The sequence below is a fragment of the Paenibacillus hodogayensis genome, from assembly GCF_039536325.1.
Lineage (GTDB): Bacteria > Bacillota > Bacilli > Paenibacillales > NBRC-103111 > Paenibacillus_AB > Paenibacillus_AB hodogayensis.
In genome coordinates, this window is the sequence record NZ_BAAAYO010000005.1 from 258102 (window position 1) to 272330 (window position 14229).

Genomic DNA, 14229 nt, shown 5'->3' on the forward strand with positions numbered 1-14229 from the left:
CAGGAAGGGGATGAACGGCGTTACAGATTAGCGAGCCCGGCGAGGAGGTTGCCATTGTGCAGGAAAGAATGCCCGTGCTCCGCGAGGAGCGACCCAGAATCCGCAGCAGCCGCAAGCTGATTTTCTTCTTGGTGCTGCTGTTCATAACGCTGCTGGCCGTTTTGTTTTTCCGTTCTTCCTTGAGCAAAGTCGCGCAGATCGACATCCAGGGCAACTCCGCGCTGTCGGCCGAAGAGATCGGACAGGCAGCCGGTATCGAGAACGGCGACAACTTCTTCGGCTTCCGTTCGGCTGCCGTCGAAGCCCGTCTGCGCAAGCTGCCGGCTATCGAGAAAGCGACGGTGCGCAAAAAATTTCCCGGCTCGCTGACTCTCATCGTGGAAGAATACCCGCGCGTGGCGTTCCAGATCCGCCCGGACGGGCAGAAGGAAATGCTGCTCGCCAACGGTTTGGCGATTCCGGTCAAGGACAACGGCATCGTGGTGGACAAGCCGATTCTGTCCGGCTGGGAGGAAGGCAGCGAATGGAAGCTCAAGCTGTGTCAAACGCTACGCCTCATATCGGACAAGACGCTGGCGGAAATTTCGGAGATTAAGCCTTCGCCGACGTATACATACGAAGACAAAATCAAGATGTACACCCGCTCGCAATTCGAGGTATACACGACAGTGACGTATTTGCAGGACAAAATCCAGTATTTGAGCGAAATGATCGAGCAAATGTCGGACAAGTCCGTCGATTCGGGAGTCTTCGAGCTGCTGGAGGCAAACACGCATATTCCGTTCGAGCAGTATTACGGAACGGCCGATTCGTCGAAGAACGCGGACGGCAAAAAAGGCAATGCGCCCGCAGGCTCCAAAAAAGCGAACTGATCCGAATACTCTATGGAAGGCGCCTGTCCGCGAGGCGCTTTCCCGCTAATGAAACTTCGCGGTTCGAGGAGGGGGCATGAAGCCTCCTTTTCTTAGTAACGACGGCCTTTCGAAGGAGTTGAAGACTATGAAAAAACACTACTCAACTCTTTTAATAAATGGTAGAATTGTAATTATGGGATCGTGCGAACTTTTTTCGCTTTCTCCTGGCGAGTGGGCATATTTGGCAGCCGTAAAAAGGATAAAAAATTGTTAAAAAAAGAGGGAAACCATTAGCCGTGTGGAATAGGTATAGAGGTGTTTTGTGCAAGTTCACCAAACCATATGAATTACTGGGAGGTGCCAAGGGTTGAGCAGCAATGACATCATTGTGAGTCTGGACATCGGTACGTCCAAAGTGCGAGCGATTATCGGCGAATTGAATAACGGCGCCATTCATATAATCGGGGTCGGTTCTGCCGACTCGGAGGGCATTCGCAAGGGAGCTATCGTTGATATCGATCAGACCGTGCAGTCGATTCGGAACGCGATCGATCATGCCGAGCGAATGGTGGGCATTCAAATATCGGAAGTGTATGTCGGCATAGCCGGTAATCATATCGCTTTACAGACCAGCCATGGCGTGGTGGCCGTATCGAATGAGGACCGGGAAATCGGCGAAGAGGATATCGAGCGCGTTTTGCAGGCGTCCAGGGTGATCGCCCTTCCACCGGAGAGGGAAATTATCGGCGTAGTGCCGAAACAGTACGTGGTTGACGGTTTGGAGGGAATTCAGGACCCGAGAGGCATGATCGGCGTTCGGCTTGAAGTGGAAGCGACCATCATCACCGGCGCCAAAACATCTATACATAACCTGCTTCGCTGCGTCGAGAAGTCGGGATTGCGCGTATCCGGCGTCGTCCTCATGTCTCTGGCAGCAGGACAGCTTTGCTTATCCAAAGACGAGAAAACGATCGGCACGGTGCTGGTCGACGTCGGAGCGGGCGCGATTACGATCGCCGTGTTTGAAGAGGGCAGCTTGTGCGCCACTTCGACTTTGCCGCTCGGCGGAGAGTTCATTACGAACGACATCTCGATCGGCCTGCGGACCCAGTTGGACATCGCCGAGAAGATCAAGCTGAAGTTCGGCTGCGCCGTCGTCTATGACGCGGCGGAAGATCAGGTGTTCAAGGTGAACCGGATCGGCAGCAACGTCGACAAGCAATTTTCTCAAGTCGATTTGGCGCAAATTATCGAACCGAGGGTTCAGGAAATATTTCAATTGATCCGCGCCGAGGTGCACCGGCTGGGATTCAACGAGGTTTCCGGCGGTTACGTGCTGACCGGCGGAGCCGTATCAATGCCCGGCGTTCTTGAAATCGCTCAGGCCGAGCTGGAAAATTCGGTCAGGCTGGCGGTACCCGATTTCATCGGCGTGCGCGACCCCGCTTATACGAGCGGTGTCGGCATTATTCATTTCGTCTCCAAATTCGCGCGTGCACGAACGAGCACTGCCGTGAAGAAACTTCCGGTCGCGAACAAAAAGTCGTCGCCCAAAGAGAACAAGCCCGGGCTGTTCGAACGGATTAAAAATTATTTAAGCGAGTTCATTTAGCTTCGCGGCAAACGAACATGAGCACTTGAGGGAGGATAAAACTTTTATGTTTGAGATTGATGTGGAGATGGAATCGCTTGCCAAAATCAAGGTGATCGGGGTCGGCGGCGGCGGCAGCAATGCCGTGAACCGGATGATCGAGTTCGGCCTGAAAGGCGTCGAATTCATTACGGCCAATACAGACGCGCAGGCGCTGCAGACGGCCAAATCGGAAATCAAGCTGCAGCTTGGCGAGAAGCTGACCCGCGGTCTTGGAGCGGGGGCGAACCCCGATGTGGGCAAGAAAGCCGCGGAGGAATCCCGCGATTTGATTATTAACGCGCTGCGCGGCGCGGACATGGTATTCGTCACGGCCGGCATGGGCGGCGGAACGGGAACGGGCGCTGCGCCTGTTATTGCCGAGATCGCCAAAGAATGCGGAGCGTTGACCGTCGGGGTCGTTACCCGGCCGTTTACGTTCGAAGGCCGCAAGCGGGCCGGTCAGGCCGATCAGGGCATCAATGCGCTGAAGGAAAAAGTCGACACGCTGATCGTCATTCCGAACGACCGGCTGCTCGAAATTATCGATAAAAAGACGCCTATGCTGGAAGCGTTCCGCGAAGCGGACAACGTTCTTCGTCAAGGCGTCAAAGGCATTTCCGACTTGATCGCGGTTCCGGGGCTGATCAACCTCGACTTCGCCGATGTGAAGACGATCATGACCGAGCGCGGTTCGGCGCTGATGGGCATCGGCATCGCCACTGGCGAAAGCCGTGCGGCCGAAGCGGCCAAAAAAGCCATCATGAGCCCGCTGCTGGAAACGTCGATCGACGGGGCGCGCGGCGTACTGATGAATATTACCGGCGGCGCCAACCTCAGCCTGTACGAGGTCAACGAGGCTGCGGATATTGTCGCTTCGGCCTCCGACCCCGAGGTCAACATGATCTTCGGAGCGGGCATTGACGACAAGCTGACCGATGAGATTATGGTTACCGTTATCGCTACCGGCTTCGAGCATAAACCTTCGCCTATCCCGCAGCCGCAACGGCGCGGCGGAACCGGTTTATCCGGCCAATCCGGTGCGGAGCCGTTGGACAAGCCGGGAGGCGGAGTCCGTCCGTTCGGCAGCCAGCCTTCGGGCGATCAGCTCGATATCCCGACGTTTTTGCGCAACCGCGGCAAAAACAATCCGACAGGACGTTAATCGCATACTTGGTACACGAACGCAGTCCCGCATGCCCGGGGCTGTTTTTTTGTGCTTTTTTCGCTAAAAAAAGATGATTGAGGGTGACAAGTTTAGACAGACTTTGAAATATGCTTACTATATACTAAAGTCGATTTCACGATTCGAACGATGTCCGAACCGCCGCAGCGTCCTAGGGGCGTACAGGCTCTCCGCAGCCCGGCGCGTTCGCCGTCTTCGCATCGTGCACCGGGCGGGGGGAACGGAATGGTCGTCTACCTGGATCTGATCTTCCTGGCCAATTTTTTGATCGACGGAGTCATTCTATGCGTGACCGCCCGCGTCCGCCATATCCGGCCAAGCTGGTGGCGGCTCGGCGCATCGGCAGCTCTCGGCGCTTCCTATGTCGTGATGATGCTTGCGCCTTCCTTATCATTTATGTTTACGTTCGCGGTGAAATGCCTGTTTTCGCTGGCCATGGTCGCAATCGCTTTCGGCTTCGGCGGGCTGCAGTCCTTTTTGCGCAATGTAGGGACGTTTTATTTGGTCAGCTTCGCCGTGGCGGGCGGGATGTTCGGCATCCACTACTTCATGCAGTCGCCGGGCGAAGTCATGAACGGCATTGTCGTGACAAGCTCGGGAGGGCTGGCGCACTCGGTCAACGTGGGTATGCTGCTCGTCGTGCTCACGTTCGCGCCGCTTGTCTGGATGTTCAAGGTCGTATTCGTCAGCGCGAAGCGCAGGAAGGAGATGACGCATTACCTGGCGCAGGTGCGCATCCTCATCGACGATTTCGAAGCCGTTTGCACCGGCTTGATCGACACAGGCAATCAATTGTACGACCCGTTGACGCGTACGCCGGTCATGGTCGTGGAAGCGACCCAATGGATCGAGGTGCTGCCGGAATCGTGGCTGAAGCGAATCCGGGAATGCGAGGTCGATCAGCTCGTGGCTGCCATCGGCACGGAGACGTTCGTCTGGCAGGACCGGCTTCGACTTATTCCTTACCGGGGGGTGAACCGCGGAACGCAATTCATGTTGGCGCTAAAGCCCGACAAGGTTGTGATCGTACACAACGAAACGGAAATCGCAAACGAGAAAGTGCTTGTCGGACTCGATGGCGGCAAGCTGTGCGCGGACGGGTCGTATCAGGCGATCATTCACCCGACGCTGGTTCAGCTGGAAGCTTAAGCGCCCTACGAATATTCCGGCCTTTTCCCGAAATCGCGGTCCATCAGGGGCACAGATCGTTGAGAAGGCCGGGCGCGGCTCGTCGGGATCGGAAAAATGCCGGCTTTTCTCCGAAAAGCCCTCAGGAGGGAACTACATGCTACTCAAGTGGAAACTGATGGCTCAACTGCTCTACTACCGGCTTCTGTTCCTGCTCGGTCTGAAAAGCGACGAGATTTATTACATCGGCGGCAGCGAGGCGCTGCCTCCTCCCCTTACCCGGGAAGAGGAAGAGTATTTGCTCGGGAAGCTTCCTTCGGGGGATACGGCCATAAGGGCCATGCTGATCGAGCGAAACTTGCGGCTTGTCGTGTATATCGCCCGGAAGTTCGAGAACACCGGCATCAATATCGAGGATTTGGTATCGATCGGCGCGATCGGCCTGATCAAGGCGGTCAATACGTTCGATCCGGAGAAGAAAATCAAGCTGGCCACTTACGCTTCCCGCTGCATCGAGAACGAAATTTTGATGTACTTGCGGCGCAACAGCAAGGTGCGCACCGAAGTGTCGTTCGACGAGCCGCTGAACATCGATTGGGACGGCAACGAGCTGCTGCTTTCCGACGTGCTCGGCACCGAGAACGATACGATTTACCGCAACATCGAGGAGCAGGTGGACCGCAAGCTGTTACATAAAGCATTGGATAAGCTGACCGAACGGGAGAGAATCATTATGGAGCTCCGCTTCGGGCTGCAGGACGGGGAAGAGAAGACGCAGAAGGATGTGGCCGACATGCTCGGCATCTCACAATCGTACATATCCCGGCTGGAGAAACGGATTATCAAGAGACTGCGCAAGGAGTTCAACAAGATGGTATAAGGAGAAGCTGGGCGGGCTTCTCTTTTTTTGCCCCCTGTCGCTGCGACGAACCGCCGGCTGCCGACTTCGAAATTGCGGATTATTTTTACAGAAGGAGAGTGAACGGAGAGTAAGCTGTAAGCGATTTCCAAGGTGACAGGGGAACGTGTATTCCCGTACTGGAGCGCATAAAAAAAACTTCCAGGGAGATAATTAACAGTAATGTTTCTCCTTGGGAGGTATTCACGTTGACCCGAAACAAAGTCGAGATTTGTGGTGTTGATACTTCGAAACTGCCTGTTCTGACGAACACGGAAATGCGGGAATTGTTCGTACAGCTTCAGACGAGAAACGAACGAGCAGCAAGAGAGAAATTGGTTAACGGCAATTTGCGATTGGTCCTGAGCGTCATTCAGCGCTTCAATAACCGCGGCGAATTCGTCGATGATTTGTTTCAGGTCGGCTGTATCGGGCTCATGAAGGCGATCGACAATTTCGATTTGGGCCAGAATGTCAAATTTTCCACATACGCGGTGCCGATGATTATCGGGGAAATCCGGCGCTACTTGCGCGACAACAACCCGATCCGGGTATCCCGCTCGCTCCGCGATATCGCATATAAGGCGCTCCAGGTGCGCGATCAGCTGACCAACTCCAACTCGCGGGAGCCGACCGTTTACGAAATATCCGAGGCGCTCAACGTTCCTAAGGAGGATGTGGTGTTCGCCCTCGATGCGATTCAGGACCCGGTCTCGCTGTTCGAGCCGATCTATCATGACGGCGGCGATCCGATCTACGTGATGGATCAGATTAGCGACGACCGCAACAAGGACGTGTCATGGATCGAAGGAATCGCTTTGCGGGAGGCGATGCGGAAGCTGAACGACCGCGAGAAAATGATCTTGTCCATGCGTTTTTTCGAAGGCAAGACGCAGATGGAAGTGGCCGACGAGATCGGCATTTCGCAAGCCCAGGTGTCCCGTCTGGAAAAGTCGGCGATATCGCAAATGCAGAAGCACGTCAAAACATAACGAAACCGTCGGGGCGCCAAATCCGCGCCCGGAATGGACAACGGTCGTTGACCTTCAGATGAAGCTCAACGGCTTTTTCACGTTTTGCGATGAGGCATTTTCAGTAGTATCCCAAGAAATACAGCTTGTCATGACGCCGCGGCAGGACATTTTGGTGAATGCCCACATATAATGAAGTAGTACACAAGGGATGAAGGTCGGGCCGAAAGGGTCCGTCGGCCGAAACGACCGAAGCGCTCTGCCAACCGGTCCCGGTCGAGGGAACGACTCGCGCCCTTGTGCGGCAGAGCGATTAGGCTCGCAAAAACTTCAGGGATTCGTGGTGATTCGCCTTGAAAATATCCGATTTTCAATCAAAAGACGTCATCAATATCGTCGACGGCAAAAAGCTGGGGCAAATCAGCGATCTGGAGCTCGATTTGCGTCAAGGCCGCATTGACGCCATCGTCGTGCCGAACCACAGCAAGTTTTTCGGCATGTTCGGCGGGGGGGCCGATGTGGTCATCCCTTGGCGCAACATCGTCAAGATCGGCATGGACGTCGTGCTCGTCAAGCTGGAGGACGTCAAGGCGTACCGCGTCGAAGGGGATGCCGAGGCGGAGCTCGATTATTCGCAGCGGACGACCTACCGGGGGAGCTGATGCCGGCATGCCGCGCAACGGCAAGCTTGGCTTTCCGTTTCGGACATATGCTGTGGCACGGCCTGGGCGGCTAAGCTGTCCGGGCTCAGCGTCTGCCGATTTTTGCCAGGAAACATAACGGGCCTGGCTGCAGCGCGCCCCAGGTATGGTATACTGGAAAAGCTAAGGGAAGGGGAGGACACGCGTGGAGCCGTTTCAATTGACACAGCGGCCGGGCGAACCGGCCAGCTTGCATATAACCCGTTGGGAAAGCGGGCATCCGGGGCTGAGCGCCGGGTTTACGACGCGATTGGGCGGAGTGAGCCAAGCTCCGTACGATTCTCTGAATTGCGCGCTGCACATTCAGGACGATCCGTCCGTTGTGGCGGACAACCGCAAGCGGCTGGCGGCGTCTCTGAACGTTCCTTTCGAAGCGTGGACCTGCGGGGAGCAGGTGCACGGCTGCCAGGTGGCCGTCGTCGCCCGGAGCGACCGTGGGAGAGGGAGGCTGACCCGTGAAGATGCAATTCCCGACACGGACGCTCTGATTACGAACGAGCGGGGAATATGGCTGACTTCCTTTTATGCCGATTGCGTGCCGCTCTATTTTTTCGATCCGGTGCGTGAAGCCGTAGGTCTTGCCCATGCGGGCTGGAAAGGCACGGTGCTGCAAATTGCCCGCCGTACGGTGGAAGAGATGACGCGGTCGTTCGGCACGAATCCGGCGGACGTGCTGGCCGCCGTGGGGCCGTCTATCGGGCCATGCTGCTACGAGGTGGATTCGACCGTGACGGAGCGGATCGACGAATGCTTGACGGACATCGGAGCCGACGCTTCAATGCGCGAAGCGGTTTGCCGTCCGGGGCGGCCTGGCAAGACGATGCTCGGCTTGCAACAATTAAATGGACAAATTATGATAAAAGCAGGAATATTGCCGACGCATATCGAAATATGTGAGATGTGCACCGGATGCCGCACCGATCTGTTCTACTCTCATCGCAAGGAGCGGGGAAAGACGGGTCGCATGGCGTCGTGGATCGGGCTGGCGCTGTAAAGCCCGGGCGGTGCGCGAAGATATAAAGAACCATCGCGGGACGATGAAGGAAAGGGTTGGACAAGCTTGGGAATGCAGGAACGCATCCTTCAGGTCGAAGAACGGATCGGGCAGGCGTGCTTGCGCAGCGGCCGGAGACGCGAAGACGTGAACATGATCGCGGTTACGAAATACGTGTCCACGGATACGGCGAAGGAAGCGGTCGAGTGCGGCCTGCTCCACGTCGGAGAAAACCGCTGGCAGGATGCCGAGGCGAAATGGAATGCGATCGGCGCCGGAGCGGTGTGGCATTTTATCGGACATTTGCAGACGAACAAAGTGAAAGACGTTATCGGCAAGTTTGCCTACATACATTCGCTGGACCGGCTATCGCTGGCGGGGGAGCTGGACAAGCATGCCGCAAAGCTCGGCATCCGCGCCGAATGCTTTCTGCAAGTGAACGTGTCCGGCGAGCAGACCAAATACGGGCTCGCTCCGGAACAGCTTCTTGATTTTGCCGGACAGATTGCTTCTTATTCGTCCTTGCGCATCGCCGGACTGATGACGATGGCGCCTTACGAGGCCGAGGCCGAAGCGACGAGACCGGTATTCCGCGGGCTGCGGGAGCTGCGGGACAGACTGAATGCAGCCGGAACTCTCGGATATGAAGTGAAGCATCTCTCCATGGGGATGTCCAACGACTTCGAGGTTGCCATCGAGGAAGGCGCGACCTGGCTCCGTTTGGGCACCGTACTGGTGGGTAAAGAAGGATAAGTGACATCGGTCGCGTATGAAATTGATCACAAAGGAGGAAAATCGTAATGGGAGTTATGAACCGTTTTTTGAACTTTGTCGGTCTGCAGGACGAAGAAGAAGTCGTCGAACGCGACACGAGAACGACGGACGATCCGGATGATCATGAAACCGTTCCGGCGGACGCACGTAAATCTAATAAGGGAAACATCGTCAGCATTCATTCCCAGCGCAACGTCCGGGTCGTTCTGAACGAACCGCGCTCCTATGAGGAGACGCAGGAAATTGCCGACCATCTCCGCTCGCGGCGGCCGGTCGTGGTCAATTTGCAGCGCGTGCGGACCGAGCAGGCGATACGTATCGTCGACTTTTTAAGCGGTACGGTATATGCCCTGAACGGGGGCATTACGAAGATCGGCCCGAACATTTTTTTGTGCACGCCCGAGTCGGTGGAAATTCAGGGGGCCATCTCGGAAATGCTGAACGAACAAGATGAATATAATCGATAGAGGTGAATGTATTGAGTCCGGCAACGATCGATTCCATTCTCGGGTACATCGGCCAGTTGGGGACGGTATATACGTATCTGGTGATTGCGTATGTGCTGCTTTCCTGGCTGCCTAATGCCCGGGCCAGCTTTATCGGCGAAATATTGGGCAAGCTTGTCGAGCCTTACCTTTCGCTTTTCCGTCGGTTTATCCCGCCTATCGGCGGAATGATCGACATTTCTCCGATCGTCGCTTTGATCGCTCTTCGTTTTGTTATTGTCGGGCTGCAGGCGGTATTTGCGTACGTGCTCAGCGCATTCGGGTGATCGGGCCGTGGCGGATTTGTACTCCCATTTTCACCCCGACGAGCACCGTTTTGTAGACAAGGCACAGGAATGGATTGCGCGTGCGGTCGAGCAGCATGCGGTCAAGTTGACCGACTTTCTCGACCCGCGTCAGGCGTTTATCGTACAGTCGCTCGCCAACCGCGAAGGCGATGTTCAGGTCCGCTTCGACGGCGGATACGAACAAGCCGAGCGCAAGCGGGCGATCGTCGCTCCCGCATATCGGGATATCGACGAAGAGGAGCCCGGTATCGGGCTGCTTTGCATTACTTCGGACGACACCAAGTTCACGCAGCTGGACCACGGGGACTTTCTCGGTTCGCTGCTGGGCGTCGGCATCAAGCGTGACAAGCTTGGCGACATCCATGTCGGGGACGGAGCTTGCCATTGTCTGATTGCCAGCGAGATGATCGACTACGTTCATTTGCACTTGCAGCAGGTGCACCGGGCACACGTACAGACCGAGATGCTGCCGCTAGACCGTTTGCAGGCGGCGCTCCCGTCTTTGGAGACGATGGGGCTGACGGTCGCTTCTTTGCGTCTGGACGGCATTGTAAGCGATGTCTATCGCTTGAGCCGGGCCAAGGTGCTTCAGCCGATCAAGTCGGGCCGCTGCAAGGTGAACTGGAAACCCGAGGAAGACCCGTCCAAGCCGCTTAAAGAAGGGGATGTCGTTTCTTTCCAGGGCTTTGGCCGGTTCAAGCTGCTTGAGGTCGAGGGCGAGACGAAGAAAGGCAGAGTCCGCTTGAAAATTGGCAAATTCGTGTAGGGCGGTGCAGGAATTTCGTGATTCCCGTCGAAAGTTGTATATCGGGGATTGAAAGCGATTTTTCGCTCGTCATCATACACAGGAGGTGCGCCAATGCCGTTAACGCCATTGGATATACATAACAAGGAGTTCGGGCGACGTCTTCGCGGATATAACGAGGACGAGGTTAACGAATTTCTTGATCAAGTTATTAAAGATTTCGAGATTTACTTACGTGAAAATAAAGATTTGCAAAACCAGGTGGCCTCGCTGCAGGAGCGGCTCGATCATTTTGCCAACATCGAGGAAACGCTCAGCAAGACGATCATCGTCGCTCAGGAAGCAGCGGACGAGGTCCGCAGCAATGCCAAGAAGGAAGCGCAGCTGATCATTAAAGAGGCGGAGAAAAATGCCGACCGGATTATTAACGAATCGCTCGTCAAGTCGCGTAAAATCTCCCTCGAAACCGAGGAACTGAAAAAACAGGCGACCATTTACCGCACCCGGTTTCGGACCCTTGTCGAGGCGCAGATGGAAATGCTGGGCACCGATCAGTGGGACACGCTCGATCCGAAGGAAGAAAACGCATAGATTGCGCATAAGCATGCAGAGTGGCGCCGCGAGAGCAGCCTCTCGTCCGTACAAGGGCGAGAGGCTTTTCATCGTTTCGGCGATTCGTCGCCGAAGCGTCCCCGTAGGGAATGAGGCGGACCGGTTGCGGTAATAACTACTAAAGGCGATCCGATATCGAAGGGGGAATGGAGATGCCGGCTACCGACAAACCGGAACCGACTTCGCTTGACAATTTGAATACGAGACTGATCAAAATCGCCGATCAGCTGGAGAAGACGCAAATTGCCGATTACGTCATGCTGCTGAACCGGCCGCGGAAAATCATTTTCACCAATTTGTATGCGGGCGTCGCGCGAGGCGTCGGGATTGCGATCGGCTTCACCGTGTTCGCGGCGACCATCCTGTACGTGCTTCGTCTGCTCGGCGCGCTGAATTTGCCGATCATCGGCGACTTTATCGCCGATATAATCCAGATTGTCCAAGTGCAGCTGGAGGGCCGGGCCTTTTAAGAACGGACTTAGTTTAAACCGTCCTCCATATCCTGGTAAGGTTCCGGCTCGAGCAGCGGCTCGCCGTCTCCGCGCTCGATATATTCGCGGTATTGGCGGTTGCGCACGACCGTCACCTGTTGGCCGTACAAGTCGGTGGCGACGAAGCTTTCGTAAGACTCCACGAAGCCTTCGTTTTCGTCCGCTTCAATGTACATGGAGTCGTAATCGTGAACCTCCGGATTTTCCGCCATGGCCGGACTGTCCGAATTGCCCCAGCTTTCGACGATCTGCCAGGCGTCTTCGCCGTCGAATTCCGTCTCGTCCGAACGCTCGTCCATGCTCGTACGGCCGAACGGATGCTCCAGCACTTGTTCCTCGGCCGGACGCCGCAACGACAGTTCCCGGTCGGGAACGTGTTCGAAGCAATATTCCGTTGTGGGCATCGCCTCCAGTCGTTCGAACGGGATCGGGCTGCTGCATACGACGCACGTTCCGTACGTGCCTTCCCTGATCCGTTCGAGGGCGTCGTTTATATCGATCAGATGATGCTCGTCATGCTCGTTAAGGGCGATATCTTTGCCGCGTTCGAACAGCTCCGAGCCGAGATCGGCCGGATGATTGTCATAGGCGGACAGCTCCCCGGTCCCGGAGCCGAGCGAATCGGACAAGCCGTAGTGGCCGTTGTCCGCCAGCCGCTGCTCCAAGGAACGGCGTTCCTGTTCCAGAACATCCTTCAGTGCGGACCGCTGCTCCTCTGTTAGTGCTCTCATATAAAATCGTTTCCCCTTTCCGGCAACGTCTGCAATGCATTGCCATAGCAATACGTATATCGTTAACCGCCGCTTGCGGAAATATGAAAGCCAACATTTCCTTGCGAAGCGGTTCCGCCAAAAGACGATGGCGATCTTATCCATTCCATTGGACGGGCGGGCGACGGCTGTGCTACAATGCGAGTTGTCGGAACCATATGTCGCGGGGAGGAAGTCCATTGATTTATTACGTTTTGGCGCTCATCGTGTTTATACTCGATCAGATTACCAAGAGGCTGATCGTCGTATACATGAACGAAGGAGATTCCTGGTCGGTCATCGGTGAATTTTTTTATTTGACCTCGCATCGGAACCGGGGCGCGGCTTTCGGCATTTTGCAGAACCAGCGCTGGTTTTTCATCATTGTGACCTCCATTGTCGTCATCGGCATCATCTGGTATTTGATGAAACTGCGCAAGGAACAATCGAAGACGCTCCTCAAGGTGGCGCTTGGCTTGCTGCTTGGCGGCGCGAGCGGTAATTTCCTCGACCGCGCCCTGTTTGGGGAAGTGGTGGATTTTATGCATTTCCGTTTCCAGTTTCCTTGGTTCGGACACGATGTCGACTACAGCTTTGCCATATTCAATCTGGCCGACTCGGCGATCGTCATCGGAGTCGCGCTTATTTTTCTCGATTCGCTGCTTTCCTGGCGCAAAGAAAGAAGAGGGTTAGTACATGAGCAAGATCAGGCATAAGGAAGAAAATCAGTTCCCGCCGCAACCGTTTGCGGGCGATACGAGCGTTGGCGCTCCGGAGGATCAGGATGGGTCGTTCGAGTGGATCGTTGAGCCGGGACAGAGCGGCGAACGGATCGACAAGTATGTAACCGAATCGGTCGAGGACGACATTTCCCGCTCGCAAATCCAGCTCTGGATCAAGCAAGGGGACGTGACCGTCAACGGCGCCGCCGTCAAACCGAACTACAAGCTGGCGGCCAACGATAAAGTGACGCTGGTCATCCCCGATCCGGTAGAGGTTCACATTGCTCCGGAGGCGATTCCGCTCGAGATCGTGTACGAGGATGCCGACATCGTCGTCGTCAACAAGCCGCGGGGAATGGTCGTCCATCCCGCTCCGGGGCATTATTCGGGGACTCTCGTCAACGCGCTGCTTTATCATTGCCGGGATTTGTCCGGCATTAACGGAGTGCTTCGGCCGGGCATCGTCCATCGGATCGACAAAGATACGTCCGGTCTGCTGATGGCGGCCAAAAACGACAAGGCTCATCTGTCTCTGGCCGCGCAGTTGAAGGCGCACAGCGTGACGCGCAAATACGTGGCGGTCGTGCACGGCAACGTCGCGCACGATCAAGGGACGATCGATGCGCCGATCGGCCGCGACTCCTCGGACCGCAAAAAGTATATGGTGACGGATAAAAACAGCAAGCGGGCGGTTACGCATTTTATCGTGCTGGAGCGCATTGCCGACTACACGGTGCTGCAGCTCAAGCTGGAGACGGGCCGGACGCATCAAATTCGCGTTCATATGAAATATATCGAACATCCGCTGGTCGGCGATCCGATGTACGGGCGCAGCAAAGGCAACCCTATCGAAGGGCAGGCGCTGCACGCCGAGCTGCTCGGCTTCGTGCATCCGACAAGCGGCGAGTATATGGAATTCGCGGCTGAGCTTCCGCAAGATATGAAACATCTGCTGGACGTCATCAAAACGTTGTAACGGGG

17 protein-coding genes are annotated in these 14229 nt (G+C 55.8%); 16 read left to right on the forward strand and 1 reads right to left on the reverse strand.

The window, feature by feature from the left end; all coding sequences use genetic code 11:
- Positions 1-56: 56 nt before the first annotated feature.
- The 14 genes from ABD796_RS10595 (at position 57) to ABD796_RS10660 (ending at position 11756) form a co-directional block, all read left to right on the forward strand.
- Positions 57-872, forward strand: a complete 816-nt coding sequence (locus tag ABD796_RS10595) for a cell division protein FtsQ/DivIB (RefSeq protein ID WP_344907087.1) — start codon at positions 57-59, stop codon at positions 870-872.
- Between the two features lie 349 nt (positions 873-1221).
- Positions 1222-2466 carry a cell division protein FtsA gene (ftsA, locus tag ABD796_RS10600; RefSeq protein WP_344907090.1) on the forward strand — a complete coding sequence of 415 codons (1245 nt, stop codon included), beginning with the start codon at positions 1222-1224 and terminating at the stop codon, positions 2464-2466.
- A gap of 46 nt (positions 2467-2512) precedes the next feature.
- Positions 2513-3649, forward strand: a complete 1137-nt coding sequence (gene ftsZ, locus ABD796_RS10605; protein ID WP_344907095.1) for a cell division protein FtsZ — start codon at positions 2513-2515, stop codon at positions 3647-3649.
- Between the two features lie 246 nt (positions 3650-3895).
- Complete coding sequence (gene spoIIGA / locus ABD796_RS10610; RefSeq protein ID WP_344907098.1) at positions 3896-4819, forward strand: sigma-E processing peptidase SpoIIGA; 924 nt, start codon at positions 3896-3898, stop codon at positions 4817-4819.
- A 136-nt stretch (positions 4820-4955) separates the two neighbouring features.
- On the forward strand, positions 4956-5678 hold the full coding sequence (sigE, locus tag ABD796_RS10615; protein WP_344907101.1) for an RNA polymerase sporulation sigma factor SigE: 723 nt from the start codon (positions 4956-4958) through the stop codon (positions 5676-5678).
- 227 nt (positions 5679-5905) lie between these two features.
- A complete protein-coding gene (gene sigG / locus ABD796_RS10620; RefSeq protein ID WP_344907104.1) occupies positions 5906-6688 on the forward strand; it encodes an RNA polymerase sporulation sigma factor SigG in 783 nt (260 codons plus the stop codon).
- Positions 6689-7020: 332 nt separating this feature from the next.
- Positions 7021-7329 carry a YlmC/YmxH family sporulation protein gene (locus ABD796_RS10625; protein WP_344907107.1) on the forward strand — a complete coding sequence of 103 codons (309 nt, stop codon included), beginning with the start codon at positions 7021-7023 and terminating at the stop codon, positions 7327-7329.
- Positions 7330-7513: 184 nt separating this feature from the next.
- Complete coding sequence (gene pgeF / locus ABD796_RS10630; RefSeq protein ID WP_344907110.1) at positions 7514-8362, forward strand: peptidoglycan editing factor PgeF; 849 nt, start codon at positions 7514-7516, stop codon at positions 8360-8362.
- 66 nt (positions 8363-8428) lie between these two features.
- The gene (locus ABD796_RS10635; protein WP_344907113.1) at positions 8429-9115 is read left to right on the forward strand and encodes a YggS family pyridoxal phosphate-dependent enzyme; all 687 of its coding nucleotides are present in this window, start codon (positions 8429-8431) and stop codon (positions 9113-9115) included.
- 47 nt (positions 9116-9162) lie between these two features.
- Entirely contained in the window at positions 9163-9603 is a 441-nt protein-coding gene (locus ABD796_RS10640) for a cell division protein SepF (RefSeq protein ID WP_344907116.1), read from the forward strand.
- Between the two features lie 11 nt (positions 9604-9614).
- Positions 9615-9908: a YggT family protein gene (locus ABD796_RS10645; RefSeq protein WP_344907119.1), complete on the forward strand. Its 294-nt coding sequence runs from the start codon at positions 9615-9617 to the stop codon at positions 9906-9908.
- A 7-nt stretch (positions 9909-9915) separates the two neighbouring features.
- On the forward strand, positions 9916-10695 hold the full coding sequence (locus ABD796_RS10650) for a YlmH family RNA-binding protein (RefSeq protein ID WP_344907122.1): 780 nt from the start codon (positions 9916-9918) through the stop codon (positions 10693-10695).
- 93 nt (positions 10696-10788) lie between these two features.
- Positions 10789-11265 carry a DivIVA domain-containing protein gene (locus ABD796_RS10655; protein ID WP_344907125.1) on the forward strand — a complete coding sequence of 159 codons (477 nt, stop codon included), beginning with the start codon at positions 10789-10791 and terminating at the stop codon, positions 11263-11265.
- Between the two features lie 173 nt (positions 11266-11438).
- Entirely contained in the window at positions 11439-11756 is a 318-nt protein-coding gene (locus ABD796_RS10660; protein ID WP_344907128.1) for a DUF5665 domain-containing protein, read from the forward strand.
- Positions 11757-11764: 8 nt separating this feature from the next.
- On the opposite strand, the gene ABD796_RS10665 is transcribed toward ABD796_RS10660, so the two are convergent.
- Positions 11765-12508 carry a TraR/DksA C4-type zinc finger protein gene (locus tag ABD796_RS10665; RefSeq protein ID WP_344907130.1) on the reverse strand — a complete coding sequence of 248 codons (744 nt, stop codon included), beginning with the start codon at positions 12506-12508 and terminating at the stop codon, positions 11765-11767.
- A 218-nt stretch (positions 12509-12726) separates the two neighbouring features.
- Between ABD796_RS10665 and lspA the strand changes: the two genes are divergently transcribed.
- Together lspA and ABD796_RS10675 are read left to right on the forward strand one after the other, a co-directional pair.
- Positions 12727-13242, forward strand: coding sequence for a signal peptidase II (lspA, locus tag ABD796_RS10670; protein ID WP_344907133.1), 516 nt, complete (start codon positions 12727-12729; stop codon positions 13240-13242).
- A complete protein-coding gene (locus ABD796_RS10675) occupies positions 13223-14224 on the forward strand; it encodes an RluA family pseudouridine synthase (protein ID WP_344907136.1) in 1002 nt (333 codons plus the stop codon). The genes lspA and ABD796_RS10675 overlap by 20 nt, the downstream gene beginning before the upstream one ends.
- Positions 14225-14229 lie beyond the last annotated feature (5 nt).

Excerpts from the sequence above, each read along its gene's own strand:
- ftsZ (WP_344907095.1), top strand. The coding sequence starts at position 2,513 with ATGTTTGAGATTGATGTGGAGATGGAATCGCTTGCCAAAATCAAGGTG.
- spoIIGA (WP_344907098.1), top strand. The coding sequence starts at position 3,896 with ATGGTCGTCTACCTGGATCTGATCTTCCTGGCCAATTTTTTGATCGAC.
- sigE (WP_344907101.1), top strand. The coding sequence starts at position 4,956 with ATGCTACTCAAGTGGAAACTGATGGCTCAACTGCTCTACTACCGGCTT.
- ABD796_RS10640 (WP_344907116.1), top strand. The coding sequence starts at position 9,163 with ATGGGAGTTATGAACCGTTTTTTGAACTTTGTCGGTCTGCAGGACGAA.
- ABD796_RS10655 (WP_344907125.1), top strand. The coding sequence starts at position 10,789 with ATGCCGTTAACGCCATTGGATATACATAACAAGGAGTTCGGGCGACGT.
- ABD796_RS10660 (WP_344907128.1), top strand. The coding sequence starts at position 11,439 with ATGCCGGCTACCGACAAACCGGAACCGACTTCGCTTGACAATTTGAAT.
- ABD796_RS10665 (WP_344907130.1), bottom strand. The coding sequence starts at position 12,508 with ATGAGAGCACTAACAGAGGAGCAGCGGTCCGCACTGAAGGATGTTCTG.
- ABD796_RS10675 (WP_344907136.1), top strand. The coding sequence starts at position 13,223 with ATGAGCAAGATCAGGCATAAGGAAGAAAATCAGTTCCCGCCGCAACCG.